The sequence below is a fragment of the Streptomyces coeruleofuscus genome (assembly GCF_039532725.1).
Taxonomy (GTDB): Bacteria; Actinomycetota; Actinomycetes; order Streptomycetales; family Streptomycetaceae; genus Streptomyces; species Streptomyces coeruleofuscus.
In genome coordinates, this window is sequence record NZ_BAAASE010000001.1 from 1435028 (window position 1) to 1450662 (window position 15635).

Consider the following 15635-nt stretch of genomic DNA (forward strand, 5'->3'; position numbering starts at 1 on the left):
TGGGCGCCGGTCCACGAGGGCAGTTGTCACTCCGCTCGATCGATGCGGACAAGCAGCGCAACAGGGGGCGGGGCATGGGCGTGGGACGGGACGACCGGGCGGTGGCGGTGGTGGGCGTCGGCTGCCGGCTGCCGGGCGGCATCACCGACCTGGACGGGCTGTGGGCGGCCCTGCGGGACGGGCGTGACCTCGTCGGCGAGATGCCGCCGGACCGGTTCCCCAAGGACCGGTTCGTCGATCCGGGGGCGGTGCGCCCGGGCCGCAGCTACACCGCCGCCGGGGGTTTCCTCGACGACATCGCGTCCTTCGACGCCGCGTACTTCGGCATCTCGCCCAAGGAGGCCGCACACCTCGACCCGCAGCAGCGGCTGCTGCTGGAGATGGCCGCCGAGGCGCTGGACGACGCCGCCATCCCGGCCGAGACGCTCGCCGGGTCGGACACGTGCGTGTACGTGGGAGTCTCCGACCCGGCCTACGGCACCGTCCTGACGCTCATGGAGGACCACACCAGCCCGCACACCATGCCCGGCGCCACCCTGTCCATCACGGCCAACCGCCTGTCGTACGCCTTCGACCTGCGCGGTCCCAGCATGGCCGTCGACACGGCGTGCTCCTCGTCGCTGGTGGCACTGGACCGCGCCTGCCGCACCCTGCGGGAAGGCACCAGCCGGGTCGCCCTGGCCGGTGGTGTCAACGTGCTCATGAACCCGTACTCGTACGCCGGCTTCTCCTACGCGGGGATGCTGTCGCGGCGCGGCCGGTGCGCGGCCTTCTCCGCCGACGCCGACGGCTTCGTGCGGGCCGAGGGCGGCGCCGTGCTGGTGCTGAAGCGCCTCGCCGACGCGGTGGCCGACGGCGACCGGATCCACGCCGTCCTCGCCGGCACCGGCAGCAACTCCGACGGCCGCACCACCGGCATGACCCTGCCCAGCGCCCAGGCTCAGGAGGCCTTGCTGCGCGCGGTGTGCCAGGAGGCCGGGATCGGACCGGACGACCTGGTCTACTTCGAGGCCCACGGCACCGGCACCCCGGTCGGTGACCCCGCCGAGGCCCGGGCCATCGGCCAGGCCCTGGGCACGCGCCGCGGCGCCGGCCCGCTGCCCGTCGGCTCGGTCAAGTCCAACCTGGGGCACCTGGAGCCCGCCGCGGGCATGGCCGGCCTGCTCAAGGCGATCCTGGTGCTCCGCCACCGGACCGCCCCCGCGTCCCTGCACGCCCTCCCGCTCAACCCGGCCATCGACTTCGACGCGCTCGGCCTCGCCCCCACCGTGGCGCCCCTGGAACTGCCCCGCTCGGAACGGGCCGCGGTCGGGGTGAACTCCTTCGGGTTCGGCGGCACCAACGCCCACGCCGTCCTCGTACCGCCGCCCCCGGCGCCGCCCGGAACGGAGCCCGGCAACACGCCGGTGCCGGTGGTGATCTCCGCGCGATCCCCCAAAGCCCTCAGGGAGTTGAGCGCGCGCATGGCCGAGCGGCTGCGGGCGGCGGCACCGGAGGAGTTCTACGACCTGGCCCACACCAGCACCCTTCGGCGCAGCGCCCACCCGCACCGTGCCGCCGTGCTGGCCGCCGATCCGCGGCAGGCGGCGGACCGGCTCGAGGGCCTGTTCACCGACGCGCCGTCCCACGGGGCCGTCACCCGCAGGGCTGAGCGGGGCGCCGTCGCGTTCGTCTACTCCGGCAACGCCTCCCAGTGGCCCGGGATGGCCGCCGGCCTGATGACGGGCCAGTCCGTCTTCCGCGCCGCCGTCGAGGAGGCCGACGCCGCGCTGGCCCCGCATCTGGGCTGGTCCGTGGCCAAAGAACTGGAGCGCCCCACCCCGGCACGCTGGGCCCGTACGGAGATCGCCCAGCCGGTGCTGTTCGCCGTCCAGGTGGGCCTGACCGCGCTGCTGGCGTCCCAGGGCCTGCGCCCGCGTGCCGTGGCCGGGCACAGCGTCGGCGAGGTGGCCGCCGCGTACACGGCCGGGGCGCTGACCCTGGAGCAGGCGGCGCTGGTGATCGCCCAGCGGAGCCGCACCCAGGGCGTCACGGCGGGCCGGGGCCGTATGGCCGCCGTCGGCCTGGCCGAGGACGCCGCCCGCGAGGAACTGGCGCGCTTCGGCGGGGCATTGGAGATCGCCGGGATCAACAGCGACCGGGACGTGACGGTGGCCGGCGACCCCGACGCCCTCGCCGCCCTCGGCGCCGAACTGACGGCCCGTGACGTCTTCTTCCGCGAGCTGGATCTCGACTACGCCTTCCACAGCCGCGCCATGGACCCCATCGAGGAACCGCTCCGCGCCGCCCTGGCGGATCTGACCCCCGCCGCGGCGCGGGTGCCGTTCGTCTCCACCGTCACGGCGGCCCCGCTCACCGGACAGGAACTCGACGCGGCGTACTGGTGGCGCAACGTACGCGAACCGGTCCGCTTCGCCGAGGCCGTGGGCCGCCTCACGGACGAGGACATCGGCATCGTCGTGGAGATCGGCCCGCACCCGGTGCTGCGCCCTTACCTGCGCCGCACGGGACTGACGTACGTACCGACGCTGCACCGGGACGGCGACGGACCGCGCGAGGCCACGGCAGCGGTCGCCGCCCTGCTCGCGGCCGGTGCCGAGGTGGACTGGCAGGCCCACTTCCCGCAGCCCGGCCGGATCGCCGACCTGCCCGCCTACCCCTGGCAGCGCGACCGGCACTGGCACGGCACCCCGCACGACCTCGTCCTGCACACCAGCGGCACCGGCGCACTGGACCACCCCCTGCTCGGCGAACGCCAGCCCGCGCCGCACCCCCTGTGGAACGGCACCGTCGAGCCCCAGCTCGTGCCCTGGCTGGGTGACCACCGGATCGGCGGAAGCGTCCTGATGCCCGCCGCCGGGTACGTGGAGATGGCCCTGACAGCCGGGCTGCGGGCCCTGGACCGCCCGGTGGAGGTGCGGCACCTGGAACTCTCCCGCGCGTTCCCGCTCGGATGGCCGGACCCGGCGGGAGCCGCGCTGCAGACCGCCGTCACCCCGTCCGACGGCACGCTGACCATCAGCACACGGGACAACCGCGACGCCGAGGTGCTGCCGGTCGTCCGCGCGCAGGTACGCACACGGCTGGGCAACGCCCCCGGTCCGCTGGACGTCGTCGCGGTCAAGGCGCGCTGCTCCCGCACGCTCACGGGCCCGGACTTCTACGAGCACTGCCGCCGCCTCGGGCTGGAACTCGGTCCGGGGTTCCACCTCCTGCGGAGCCTGGACGTCGGCGAGGGTGAACTGCTGGCGTGGTACCGGCTGGAGCACCCCGGCGACGCCTACACCGTCCACCCCGTGCTGCTGGACGCCCCCTTGCAGGCCACCGTCGCCCTGGCCGAGCAGCCGACCCGGGAAGCCGTCGGCTATCTGCCCTCGGCTTTCGGCGCGGTACGCGTGTGGCGCACCCCCGCGCCGGAGGGCGTCGTCCACCTGCGGCGCCGCAGCCGCAGCGCCAACGAGGTCTGCTGGGACATCACGTACGCGGACCTCGACGGCACCGTCACCGCCGAGATCGACAAGTGCCGCACCCGGCGCGCCCGCCTCGCCGACCACGCCCCGCTGACGGTCCAGCGCACGGTCCTGCGCGCGGCCCCGCGCTTCTCGGAGCCCGCCCCGCCGTCCCCGCTGCCCGCTCCCGCCGAGGTGGCGGCCGCCGCCGGGGGCCGCATCGCCGCCGCCCGCGCCGAACTGGACGACAGCGGCCACGAGCGGTTCACGGCAGCGGCCCAACAGGCCGGCGCGCACTGCTGGGCAGCGGCCCTGCGCGGCCTCCTGCCCGACCCGGGTGCGCCCTTCACCATGCCCGACCTGGTCGGCGGGGGCCTCGTACCGCGGCACCGCAGGCTGGTGCGGCTGATGCTGCCCCTGCTGGTCGAGCAGGGACTGGCCGAGGCCGACGGGGAGGCCTGGCGGCTGACGGACGTCGCGGCGTGCCCCGAGGACTCGCTGCGGAGCCTGCTGGAGGACCACCCCCGCTTCGGCCCGGTCGCGCTGCTGCTCAACAGTCAGCTTCGGCAACTGCCCCAAGTGCTGCGCGGCACCGTCGACCCCCGCGACCTGCTGCCCGTCGGCGAGAGCTTCCTCGAACAGCACCAGGAGACCGCGCCCGCCCAGCGCTTCACCCACCGGGTGGTGCAGGCGCTGCTCGACCGGATCGCCCGCGACTGGCCCGCCGACCGCCCGCTGCGCGTTCTGGAGGTGGGCGCGACCACCACGGCCCTGACCGCCGCGGTGCTGCCGCTGCTGCCGCCTGACCGCACCCACTACACCTGCACGGCCCCCGCCAGCACCTCCTTCGCCCGCTCCCGGCACCGTTTCGCCACCTGCCGCTTCATCGAGCACCGCACCCTCGACCTGGACGCCGACCCGGCCGTCCAGGGCTTCCCGCCGGGCGGCTTCGACCTGGTCCTGGCCGGCGAGGCCCTGCACGCCACCGCCGACCTGACCGCCGCGCTGGGCCGTGTGCGCTCGCTCCTCGCCCCGGGCGGCCACCTGCTGACCACCGAACGGCACGACGAACGGCTCGACGCCCTGCTGCTGGGCGGACTGGAGTCGCTGTGGAAACGCGGTGACCGGACCCTGCGCCCCACCACCCGGCTGCTGCCCCGCGACGCATGGACGCCACTGCTGGAGCGGTGCGGCTTCACCAGCCCCTGGCAGACGGGACCCGAGAACCACTCCGTGACGGTGGCCGCAGCGCCCGGGGACGCCGCCGAGCCGCCCGCCCTCCCCGAGCCACCGCCGGGCACGGCCTGGCTCGTCGCCACGGAGACCGACGCCGAGACGCCGACCGCCCGGGAACTGGCCGCACTGCTGGGCCCGGCCACGGTCCTGACCGCCCCCATCGACACCGGCACCTGGACGGCGGCACTGCCCGCCGAGACGGCGCCCCGCATCGTCCTGCTCCTCGCCGAGCCCGACCCGCGGCAGCTCGTCGCCCGGACCACGCACCGCGCGGCCGTCCTGCGCGCCCTGGCCGCCGCCTGCCGGACGCTGCCCGAGGACCGCGGCCCACAGGTGTGGCTGGTGACGCGCCCCACCGGCCTGTTCCCCGCCCCGGAACGCCCCGCGCACCCCGAGGACGCGGCCGTCTGGGGCGCCGCCCGCACCCTGGCCAACGAGCAGCCCGGTCTGGCACTGCGGCGCGTCTCCCTCGACCGCACCGCGGGCCCGGCCGCGGACGCCCGGCGGCTGGCCGCGGAGCTGCTCACCGCGGGCCGCTCCCCGGACGACAGCGGGGGCGCGGACGAGGACGAGGTCGTCCTCACCCCGGCCGGCCGCTTCACCCCTCTGCACGTCGAGCACCCGGCCGAGGAGCCCCCTGCCGTGCCCGTCGGCGCGCCGTTCCTCCTGGAGGCCCGGGACCCGGGTCCGGCCCGCCGCCTGGTCTGGCGGGAGACACCCGCCCCGCGGCCCGGCCCCGGCGAAGTCGCCGTGGAGCTGCGCGCGGTGGCGCTGAACTACCGCGACCCCATGCGCGCCAACGGCCTGCTGCCCCCCGAGGCCGTGGAGGACAGCCCGCTCAGCCGCGGACTGGGCACCGACGGCGCCGGCATCGTCCGCGCCGTCGGACCCGGAGTGCGTGACTTCGCGGTCGGCGACCGCGTCTGCGGCGCCATCCCAGCAGCCCTCGCCTCCCACGGCGTCACCGCCGACCACGGCCTGATCAAGATCCCCGACGCAATGAGCTACGCCGAGGCGGCGACCTTCCCCGTCGCCTTCCTGACCGTCCATCACGCCCTGGCGGACCAGGCGCGCCTGGCCGCCGGCGAGACGGTCCTCGTGCACGGCGGCGCCGGTGCCGTCGGCCTGGCCGCACTGCAATGCGCCCGGGCCCGGGGCGCACGCGTCATCGCCACCGCCGGGACCGAGACCAAACGGGCCATGCTGCGCAGCCTCGGCGCCTGGCACGTACTGGACTCACGCAGCCTGGACTTCGTCCCCCGGGTCCGTGAACTCACCGAGGGCCGGGGCGTCGACGTCGTCGTCAACTCCCTCAGCGGTGAGGCGATCGCCCACGGACTCGACCTGCTGCGCCCCAACGGCCGCTTCATCGAACTGGGGAAACGGGACATCTTCCTCAACAACCCGTTGCCGATGCGCCCGTTCGACCGCAGCCTGACGTTCATCGGCTTCAACCTCGACCCGGTACTGCTGGACCGCGACCGCGGCTCCCGCCTCGTCGCCGACGTCGTTTCGCTCATCGACCGCGGCGTGTACCGGCCGTTGCCGCACACCGTCTACCCGGCCGCACGGGTGGAGGAGGCCTTCCAGGTCCTCCAGCACTCCCGGCACGTCGGCAAAGTGGTGGTCTCCCTCGACCCCGCCGACGGGAACGTGCTGGACGAACCCGTCCCGGTCCGGCCCGGACCCCGTCCCACCGCCCTGGACGCCGACGGCACCTACCTGGTGACCGGCGGCCTGAGCGGATTCGGTGCCGCCACCGCACGGTGGCTGGCCGACCAGGGGGCCCGCCATCTGGCGCTGGTCTCCCGCAGCGGCCAGGCCGCCCCCGAGGCGCCCGCCCTCCTCGAAGACCTGGCCCGGCGCGGCGTACACGCCACCGCCTACGCCGCCGACGTCACCGACGAGCCGGCGCTGAGCCGGGTCGTCGACGAGATCGACGCCACCGGCCACCGGCTGCGCGGCGTCGTGCACGCCGCCATGCACCTCGACGACGCGCCCCTGTCCGAACTCACCGACGACCGGTTCGCCGCCGTCCTCGCTCCCAAGGCAGAGGGCGCCGCCCTGCTCGACCGCCTCACCGCCGGCCACGACCTGGACCTGTTCGTCACCTACTCCTCGATCGCCGCCGCCGTCGGCAACATCGGCCAGGCCCCCTACGCGGCCGGCAACGCCTACCTGGAGGCCCAGGCCCGCGCCCGGCGCGCCCAGGGGCACCCCGCCACCGCACTCGCCTGGGGCCCGATCGGCGACACCGGCTACGTCGCCCGGCACGCCATCGGCGACGCCATGGCCGAGCGGGGCTTCCAGCCCCTCACCGCCGCCGAAGCCCTCACCACCGCCGCCGGCCTGCTCCAGCCGGACACCGACGTGGCAGGCGTCGGCCGCTACCGGTGGAGCCGCGCCCGCCGTCTGCTGCCCGCCCTGGCCACCGCCCGCTTCACCCACCTCGTGCCGGCCGGCGCCGGTCCCGACCCGGAAGGCCGTACGGACCTGCTGCGCGAACTGGCCGCCACGACCCCCGACGAGGCCCGGGCCGCGATCACCCAGACCCTCACCCGGCTGCTCGCCGCCGTGCTGCACAGCGACCCCGAGGAACTGGACCTGGCCCGGCCCGTGACCGACTTCGGCCTCGACTCGCTGCTGAGCACCGAGTTCATGGTGCGCGCGAGCGAGCACTTCGACGTCCGCCTCGCGGCCACCGAGCTGATGGGCGGCGACCGCACCCTGACCCGCTTCGCGGAACTGGTGCACAGCAGGCTGGACCTCGCCCCGTACCGGCCCGGCGACGGCGCGGTGTGAGGCCGTGTGAGGCCGCCTCCGCAAGGGGCGAGGAGACGGCCCGCGCCCTGTTCAGAGCACCTCGGCCCGCCCCGCCGTGTCGTCGAGGAACCCGCCCGACTGGTGCTGCCACAGCTTCGCGTAGGCACCGTCGACCGCGAGCAACTCCTGGTGCGTGCCCTGTTCGACGATCCGCCCGCGGTCGAGGACGACGAGCTGGTCCATGGTGGCGACCGTGCTCAACCGGTGCGCCACCACCAGCGCGGTCCGCCCGTCCATGAGCCGCCACAGAGCTTCCTGCACGAGGAGTTCGCTCTCCGAGTCCAGGGCGCTGGTCGCCTCGTCGAGCAGCAGGATCGGCGCGTCGCGCAGGATCGCCCGGGCGAGGGCGACGCGCTGGCGCTGACCGCCGGACAGCTTGACGCCGCGCTCGCCCACCATGGTGTCGAAGCCGTCCGGCAGCACGTCGGCGAACTCCGTGACGTGGGCCGCCTCGGCCGCCCGGCGGATCTCGCCCTCGGTGGCGTCCGGCCGGGCGAACGCGATGTTGTCCCGCAGGGTGCGGTGGAACATCGCCGGGTCCTGCGGCACGTAGGCGATCTGGCCGCGCAGGTCGGCCTGGCGCAGCCGGCTGATGTCCTGGCCCCCGATGAGGATGCGGCCGCCGTCGACGTCCGTCATCCGTAACAGCAGCCGGGTGAGGGAGGTCTTGCCGCCACCGGACCGTCCGACCAGGCCGACCCTCGCCCCGCTCGGCACCACCAGGTCGAGCCCCTCGAACAACGGCTTGCCGCCCTCGTGCGCGAAGGTCACCTTCTCGAAGCGGATATCGGCCGCCCGTGGACGCAGCGGCTCCGGAGACGGCGGGTCGAGCACGGTGGGAGGCGTCAGAAGCAGCTCGGTGAACTGCGCGGCCTCCGTCATCGCGCTCTCCAGCCGGCGGTAGATCTGGTTGAACTCGAACATGATCCGCGTCGCGTTGCCGTAGTAGGTGAAGGCGACCACGATCGCCTCCACGCCGAGCCCGCCCCCGGCGAGCGTGACCGCGAGCAGCAGGCCCACCGCGTTGGTCAGCACGAACAGCGGCGCGACCAGCGTGTCGATGCGGAGGTTGCCGTAGTCCCACGACCGCAGCGTGAGCCGGCGCGAGGCGGCGACCCGGGAGCGGTGCTCGGCGGCCTCGCGCTCCTCGGCGGCGAACGCCCGCACCGTGTCCATGTTCATCAGACTGTCGGCGACGTGGCCCGACACCCGGGCGATCGCCTCCTCACGCTGGTCGACCAGCGCCTGGCGGCGCCGGATGAGAGGCACCACCAGCACCCCGGTCAGCGCGATCATCACCAGCAGCGCGACCACGAGCAGGGGTTCGTAGCGCCACAGCACCACCGCCCCGAAGACCAGCGGTACGAAGCTGCCCACGATCTGGAACGTCAGCGTGTCCACGAACTGCTCGAAACGCGAGGCGAAGCTCAGGACGCGCTTGGTCAGCGAACCGGCGAAGTTGTCGTGGAAGAACGAGGCGTCCTTGGCGAACAGCTCGTCCATCCCGATCACGTACAGATGCTCGATGCCGAGGGCGTCGAGGCGGTTGAGGCAGTGCAGGGCGACGCGCCAGAGTGCCTCCGAGAGCAGCAGGACCCCGGCGAAGCCGAGGACGTACGGCAGTGTCGAGTCGACCGTGACGTCCTTGTCGTCGGCGATGTCGCCGACGAGCTTGGCGACGATCAGCGGCGCGATGTAGCTGATGCCGATGTTGCCCAGCGCCATGAGCAGCATCGCGGGTGCCGTGAGCCGGCGGAGCCGGGACAACTCCCGTCCGTAGTAACGAAGTGCGAGAAGTACCGAGCGCTTGCCCGGCTGAACCCTGCGCGATCCAGGCGTTTCCATCCCACCCCTGTGTCGTTCTGTGGCCGCCCGCCACGCTGGTGCGGGCAGGGGCCATCACCGAAACGGATGTGTGGAGATTCGGGTCGAGTCCGGAAGTGTCCCGCGATGGCGACCACGCAGTCCAAGCGTTTTCCGGCCGGGCGGTGGTGCGCAGGGAGCGCCAAGGGGCACGGTCGGCGGACTCGGGGCGGGACGGTGGTGCGAGCCGGCCGGGCGGTTCGGTACGTGAGCGGGCGGGGGTGTCGGCAGGACCACCCCCGCATCGGGTGTCCAGGCCCAGGGACGGGCCGTGCCGGGGGCGGCAGCATGAGTGTCGTCGGCAACGGGCCGGCGACGAACCCGCCACCGGACTTCGGGGGACCCCATGAACGAGACCTTCGCCAGGCGCCTGACGGGCCTCGCCGGCATCGCCGCCGCGGCCGCCCTGATCATCGAAGTACCGCTGTACTTCGTCTACTCCGGCCCGCCGCCGGACGCGAACGTCCTCACCAGGCTGCTGCTCGCGATCTTCTCGCTGGCGTTCCTGATCGTGTTCGTGACGGCCTTCCGTGAGCTGGTCAAGCGGGTGAACCCGGCCTACGAATGGGTCGGTTCGATGGCCTTCGCCACCGGGCTGGTCTACACGACGGTCACCCTCGTCTCCAGCGGGCTGGAAGCCGGCGCGGTCATCGCCGCCGACCGTTCGATCGACCCGACCATCACGGTCAGCGGCACCTACATCCTCTACGGGTCGATCGGCCGTGTGCTGCTGACACTGTTCCTGGTCGCGGTGGGCTTCGGCATCTCCCGCACGAACCTGCTGCCGCGCTGGACCAGCCGCTCCGCCTATGTCCTGGCCGGTGTCAACGTGGCCTTCGTACCGTCCCTGTTCTTCGGCAACGACCCGGCGAACTTCTACGCGGCGAACGGCTGGGGCACCACCGCTTCGATGGGCGCGATCCTCAGCTACTGGCTCCTCGCCCTGGGCATCTCCACCTACCGCAGCGCCACCCGCCGTACGCCGTCGGCCGGTTCGCCGGCCCTGCGGCACTGACACCCCGGTTCCGCGAGCGCTGGTTGCCGGCTCAGCCCAGGTAGAGCGGGAGCCTGGAGGCCAGTGCGCCGAGTCCGGCCCGCTCCGCGTCGGTCGGCGGTCGCCGCCCCGTCCCCACGAGCAGCGCGTCCTGGTCGGAGAACGACGGGGGGAACGGGCTCCCCACGATCCGCTCCAGCATTTCGCGGGACCGGGCGAGCTCCTCCGAGGGCGGCGGCGCGGCGTCCGGGAGGTGGGCGATCAGGTCGAGGTGGTGCAGCGTCCACTCCATGACGTACGTGGCGAGGTAGTCGCCCACGGTGAGGACCTCGCCGCGGGTGCCGACCCTCAGGCCCGGGTCGGCCAGTTCCGCGGCGCGGCCCGCGGCGGAGCCGACGTCGTCCAGGTGGAACTTGAGCAGGTGCGGTTCCTCGTACGCGGCGGCCAGCCGGACGGTCAGCGCGTCGAGCGGGTCGTCTCCGGTCGGCGGTGTGTCGGAGATCTCCCAGTAGGTCAGCGCGTCCCGGGTCGGTTCCCCGTCGGCGGGGGTGGCGAGGGTGATCAGGACGTCCTGCGCGTCGACGACCAGATGGCACACCAGGTCCCGCACCAGCCAGCCGGTACAGCCGGACGGCCGGGAGAAGTCCTCGTCGGACAGGTCGGCGACCGCCGCGCGCAACGCCGTCCAGGAACGGGAGAAGAGATCCACATCGGCAACGTAATGCCGCGCCGCGAGGGCGGACAAGCGCTTTGCGAACGGCCGGCTCACCCGCGCGGCCGATACGAGCGAACGCGACTGTTGACGTGCACAGCGCCAGCACGCCACGTTGAGTAACCTGGTAAGTGCGGTGCATCACCGAATTCCGCGATCCGAAGGTGGTGGGCATGGCCATCATGGGGAGGCCCAGGACATCGGCCGCGACCGACGAGGCCCTGGAGCCTCTCGTCTCGCCGGTCAACTCGCACACCGAGTGGGATCCGCTGGAGGAGATCATCGTCGGGCGCCTCGAGGGCGCGACGATCCCCTCCGACCACCCGGTCGTGACCTGCAACGTGCCGACCTGGGCCGGACGGCTGCAGGGCCTGGCCGCCGGCTTGCGGTATCCGCGCAGGATCGTCGAGCAGGCCCAGCAGGAGATCGACGGTTTCGTCGCCCTGCTGGAGTCCCTCGGCGTCACGGTCAGGCGGCCGGACGCGGTCGACCACCGGCGCCGCTACCGCACCCCGGACTGGACCTCACGCGGATTCTGCAACACCTGCCCGCGGGACAGCATGCTCGTGATCGGCGACGAGATCATCGAAACCCCGATGGCCTGGCCCTGCCGGTACTTCGAGACCCACTCCTTCCGCCCGCTCCTCAAGGACTACTTCCGGCGCGGCGCGCGCTGGACGGCGGCCCCCAAGCCGCAGCTCACGGACGAACTGTTCGAACCGGACTTCCGGATCCCGAAGGACGGTGAGCCGATGAGGTACATCCTCACCGACTTCGAGCCCGTCTTCGACGCGGCGGACTTCGTCCGGGCCGGTCGGGACCTGTTCGTCACGCGCAGCAACGTCACCAACCGGATGGGCATCGACTGGCTGCGCCGCCATCTCGGGCCGGAGTACCGCATCCACGAGATCGAGAGCCGATGCCGCGCGCCCATGCACATCGACACGACGTTCGTGCTGCTCGCGCCCGGAAAGGTGCTGGTCAACCCCGAGTACGTCGACGTCGACCGGCTGCCCGGCATCCTGAGCTCCTGGGACGTCCTGGTCGCCCCCGAGCCCGACCCGATCGACGAGGCCCTGCTCAAGGTCACGTCGATGTGCGGCAAGTGGCTCAGCATGAACGTGCTCATGATCGACGAACGGCGGGTGATCGCGGAGCGGCACCACACCGGCATGCTGCGGGCCCTGGAGAAGTGGGGCTTCGAGCCGATCCCGTGCGACCTGCTGCACTACGCGCCGTTCGGCGGTTCGTTCCACTGCGCGACGCTCGACATCCGGCGCCGCGGCTCGCTCCAGTCCTACTTCGACTGACCTACGTCACGTCGCTGACTCCCGTGGCCGTGGTGCCGGCAGGTGTGCAGGACGGCCCCGACGGTGGCCGGCTGGCCCCTACGTACGGGACCGCCCTCGAGCGCGAGCCGGGTATGCCGTTCGTGGGAATCCCGCGGGCCGTCCTGCATCACCTGCTGTGCACGGCACTGCCGTCCGGATGCCTGCCGTCACGGAGGTGTCGTCCGACGACCGCGCCGACCCCGGGCCGGGTGTGGGTAGCTGACGGCACCCGCCCGCTCCACGGCCGAGGCGGCCCCCGGGACGAGCCCGCACCCGCGTGGCGACGAGGAGGGGCGACCTTCAGCCTCCGTGCGCCCCCAGCCGTTCGGCCACGAGGGCGGCCACGGCGGCGAGTTCGGTGGGCGTACGCGGTCCCGGCTCCGCGCCCGTCAACAGACCCTGTGCGCGGAGGAGTTCCGCCGCGGCGGCCCCCCAGGGCAGCCGCAGGCCCGCCTCCCGGAGGAGATCGGGGCGGGCCAGTGCCTCGGGGGCGGGCCCGGTGCGGACTCCGGACGGGGTGAGGAGCGCCGCGTCGTCGGCCCAGCGCAGAGCGAGGTCGACGTCGTGGGTGGCCATCACCACCGTGGTGCCGGCCGCACGGAGTCCGTCGAGCGTGGTGAGGAGCCGTTCCTGGCCGTCGGGGTCGAGTCCGGCCGTCGGCTCGTCGAGGACGAGGACCCGGGGCCGCATGGCGACCGCGCCCGCGATGGCGGTGCGTTTGCGCTGCCCGTAGGAGAGCAGATGGGTGGGCCGGTCGGCCAGGGCGGTGATGTCCAGGGCGGCGAGCGCCTCCGCCACCCGCGCCCGTACCTCCGTGTCGTCCAGACCGAGGTTCAGCGGCCCGAACGACACGTCCTGCTCGACGGACGCCGCGAAGAGCTGGTCGTCGGGGTCCTGCACCACCAGCTGGACGGTCGTCCGCAGCCGGGTCAGGCCCTTGCGGTCGTACGTCACCGCCTGCCCGTCGACCGTCAACCGGCCCGCGTGTGGCCGCAGTCCGCCGCTGAGGAGCCGCATCAGCGTGGTCTTGCCGCTGCCGTTGCGGCCGAGCAGCGCGAGCGCGCGCCCCTCGCGGATCTCGAAGTCGAGGCCGCTGAGCACGGCCGGGCCGTCCTCGTAGGCGAAGGACGCGCCCCGCAGGGCGACGAGGGCGGGCTCGCTCATGTCAGCGGCCTTTCCAGTACGGAGGTGAGGACGGCCAGCGTCGCGAGGAGCACGCAACTGGCGGCCGTGAAGCGGACGGAGACGCGGGCCTCGGGCACCAGGACGCGCAGGGTGCCGTCGTAGCCGCGCCCGGCGAGACCGTCCTGGAGACGGACCGCCCGGTCGAAGGCCCGGACGAACGCGGTGGCGCCGAGGCCGCCCAGCGAACGCCAGGCGGCGGCCCGCGTGGTGTGCCCGAGCCGGGCGGCCTGCGCGTCACGGACCCGGCGCACGGAGTCCAGCAGCAGGAAGCTCATGCGGTACGTCACGAGCGCTACGTCGACGACCGCCGCGGGCACCCCGGCCCGGACGAGACGCGGCAGCAGGTCGGACATGGGTGTCGTGAACGCGAACAACAGCACCCCAAGGGAGGCCGCCGAGGTGCGCAGCAGCAACTCCCCGGCCCGGAGCGGCCCGTCGCCCGCCAGGGACACGAAACCCTCCGGCCCGCCGACCTGCACGAGCAGCGTCAACGCTCCGGTCACGCAGAAACCCAACGGCACCCGGTAGGCCCGCCACAGCCTCCGCCAGGGCACGCCCGCCGGACCCACCAGCACCACCAGGGCGGTCAGCAGCACCAGAGCCGCGCCCGGCCAGGGCGGCAGCGAGATGGCCAGGAGGGTCAGCCCCAGCCCGAGCACGGCCTTGTCCACGGGATGGCGGCGGCGCCAGCGGCTGCTGTGCGCCGCCGCGTCGATCGGCAGCACGGGGCTCAGGCCCTTTCGGCCGTGGACTTCTCGGCGGCACCGGCCGCCGGGCTCTCGGAGTCCCGCTCCCGCGCCCGCCGCTCACCCTGCCGCCGGCCCCGGCGCAGGCCGAAGTAGTAGGCGAGGACACCGGCGCCGAGGGCCGCCTGGAGGGAGAACAGCGCCGACTCGATCTCACCGGACGGCGGTTCGTACAGGGGCGAGAACCAGGGCTCGTAGTCCGGCTCGATCTCGGTGATCGCCGTCTCGGCCTCGCCGTCGGAACCCGTGAAGGGCTCCTCCTTGTGGTCGCCGAGACCGAGCGCGAGCGGCAGCACGGCGAGCGCGACCACGACGAGCAGCAGCAGAAGGTTGATCTTCGTGTTCCTGCTCATCGGGCCACCGCCTCGGTCTCGCCGCGGGCCTGCTTGCCGGCGACGAGCACACCCAGCCGGGTCAGTTCGCCCTTGCTGGACTGCACCAGCAGCCGCATCACGAGGACCGTCAGCAGCCCCTCGCTCACCGCGAGCGGGATCTGGGTGACGGCGAAGATGGAGCCGAACTTGCCGAGCGCGCCCAGGAACCCGCTGCCCGGGTCGGGGAACGCGAGCGCCAGCTGCACGCTGGTGACGCAGTAGGTGGACAGGTCGGCGACGAACGCCGCGAAGAACACGGCGACCATCAGCGGCACGCCGTAGCGCCGCAGCAGCCGGTACACCGCGTATCCCGCCCAGGGCCCGACGATCGCCATGGAGAAGACGTTGGCGCCGAGCGTGGTCAGACCGCCGTGCGCGAGCAGCAGTGCCTGGAAGAGCAGGGTGATCGTGCCCAGCACCGCCATGACGGGCGGCCGGAACAGGATGGCTCCCAGGCCCGTACCGGTGGGGTGGGAGCAGCTGCCGGTGACGGACGGCAGTTTCAGGGCGGACAGGACGAACGTGAAGGCGCCGGAGGCGCCGAGGAGCAGGGTGCTCTCGGGGTGCTCGCGCACCTCACGGGTGAGCGACCGGACTCCGTGGACGACGAACGGCGCAGACGCGACACCCCAGGCGGCCGCGTGCGCCGGAGGCAGGAAACCCTCGGCAATGTGCATGGCTCAGCAGACCCTCTCCAGCACCTCGTGGATGGTTGACGCGCCTTGGCCGGTCTCCTGGCTCACGGGTCCCACCGCCCGTACTCCGCCTTCCCGGGTCCGTGAGGACCCAGTGGCTGCCCGCGAGGGCCGGAGCCGGACTTCCCGATCACAGTGGCGAGGGCCGCACCGGCATCACACCGGATTTCCCGTTCACCAAGGCGTGGTGACAGTAATGCCGAGATAAGGGCCATGACAAGCCAGCC

The 15635-nt window shown here is 73.4% G+C and carries 9 protein-coding genes and 1 riboswitch; of the genes, 3 read left to right on the plus strand and 6 right to left on the minus strand.

The features are described 5' to 3' along the window. Positions 1-74 precede the first annotated feature (74 nt). Positions 75-7487, plus strand: coding sequence for an SDR family NAD(P)-dependent oxidoreductase (locus tag ABFX81_RS06295; protein WP_346137730.1), 7413 nt, complete (start codon positions 75-77; stop codon positions 7485-7487). 51 nt (positions 7488-7538) lie between these two features. Here ABFX81_RS06295 and ABFX81_RS06300 read toward each other — a convergent pair whose 3' ends face one another. Further along, positions 7539-9353: an ATP-binding cassette domain-containing protein gene (locus ABFX81_RS06300; RefSeq protein ID WP_086855246.1), complete on the minus strand. Its 1815-nt coding sequence runs from the start codon at positions 9351-9353 to the stop codon at positions 7539-7541. 364 nt (positions 9354-9717) lie between these two features. On the opposite strand from ABFX81_RS06300, the gene ABFX81_RS06305 reads away from it, so the two are divergent. Beyond that, the gene (locus tag ABFX81_RS06305) at positions 9718-10386 is read left to right on the plus strand and encodes a hypothetical protein (RefSeq protein ID WP_086855247.1); all 669 of its coding nucleotides are present in this window, start codon (positions 9718-9720) and stop codon (positions 10384-10386) included. Positions 10387-10417: 31 nt separating this feature from the next. On the opposite strand, the gene ABFX81_RS06310 is transcribed toward ABFX81_RS06305, so the two are convergent. Continuing rightward, complete coding sequence (locus ABFX81_RS06310) at positions 10418-11074, minus strand: maleylpyruvate isomerase N-terminal domain-containing protein (RefSeq protein ID WP_086855248.1); 657 nt, start codon at positions 11072-11074, stop codon at positions 10418-10420. Positions 11075-11259: 185 nt separating this feature from the next. Here ABFX81_RS06310 and ABFX81_RS06315 point away from each other — a divergent pair, with 185 nt between their 5' ends. Then, a complete protein-coding gene (locus tag ABFX81_RS06315; protein ID WP_428837145.1) occupies positions 11260-12387 on the plus strand; it encodes an amidinotransferase in 1128 nt (375 codons plus the stop codon). A gap of 321 nt (positions 12388-12708) precedes the next feature. Here the strand turns inward: ABFX81_RS06315 and ABFX81_RS06320 are convergent, their stop codons facing one another. From ABFX81_RS06320 to ABFX81_RS06335, 4 genes are read right to left on the minus strand one after another with little or no spacing between them, the layout of a single operon-like run. Beyond that, a complete protein-coding gene (locus ABFX81_RS06320; RefSeq protein WP_086855249.1) occupies positions 12709-13572 on the minus strand; it encodes an ATP-binding cassette domain-containing protein in 864 nt (287 codons plus the stop codon). Further along, entirely contained in the window at positions 13569-14318 is a 750-nt protein-coding gene (gene cbiQ, locus ABFX81_RS06325; RefSeq protein ID WP_086855250.1) for a cobalt ECF transporter T component CbiQ, read from the minus strand. The genes ABFX81_RS06320 and cbiQ overlap by 4 nt, the downstream gene beginning before the upstream one ends. 5 nt (positions 14319-14323) lie before the next feature. Next, positions 14324-14692 (minus strand): energy-coupling factor ABC transporter substrate-binding protein, encoded by a 369-nt coding sequence (locus tag ABFX81_RS06330; protein WP_086855251.1) that lies wholly within the window; start codon positions 14690-14692, stop codon positions 14324-14326. Further along, on the minus strand, positions 14689-15390 hold the full coding sequence (locus ABFX81_RS06335; RefSeq protein WP_086855252.1) for an energy-coupling factor ABC transporter permease: 702 nt from the start codon (positions 15388-15390) through the stop codon (positions 14689-14691). The genes ABFX81_RS06330 and ABFX81_RS06335 overlap by 4 nt, the downstream gene beginning before the upstream one ends. Before the next feature lie 30 nt (positions 15391-15420). Then, positions 15421-15605: riboswitch (cobalamin riboswitch) on the minus strand. Positions 15606-15635: the final 30 nt, after the last annotated feature.

What these genes read in the sequence shown, in the direction of transcription:
- ABFX81_RS06315 (WP_428837145.1), top strand. Translation starts at nt 11,260, where the DNA reads ATGGGGAGGCCCAGGACATCGGCCGCGACCGACGAGGCCCTGGAGCCT.
- ABFX81_RS06320 (WP_086855249.1), bottom strand. Translation starts at nt 13,572, where the DNA reads ATGAGCGAGCCCGCCCTCGTCGCCCTGCGGGGCGCGTCCTTCGCCTAC.
- ABFX81_RS06335 (WP_086855252.1), bottom strand. Translation starts at nt 15,390, where the DNA reads ATGCACATTGCCGAGGGTTTCCTGCCTCCGGCGCACGCGGCCGCCTGG.
- ABFX81_RS06295 (WP_346137730.1), top strand. Translation starts at nt 75, where the DNA reads ATGGGCGTGGGACGGGACGACCGGGCGGTGGCGGTGGTGGGCGTCGGC.
- ABFX81_RS06300 (WP_086855246.1), bottom strand. Translation starts at nt 9,353, where the DNA reads ATGGAAACGCCTGGATCGCGCAGGGTTCAGCCGGGCAAGCGCTCGGTA.
- ABFX81_RS06305 (WP_086855247.1), top strand. Translation starts at nt 9,718, where the DNA reads ATGAACGAGACCTTCGCCAGGCGCCTGACGGGCCTCGCCGGCATCGCC.
- ABFX81_RS06330 (WP_086855251.1), bottom strand. Translation starts at nt 14,692, where the DNA reads ATGAGCAGGAACACGAAGATCAACCTTCTGCTGCTGCTCGTCGTGGTC.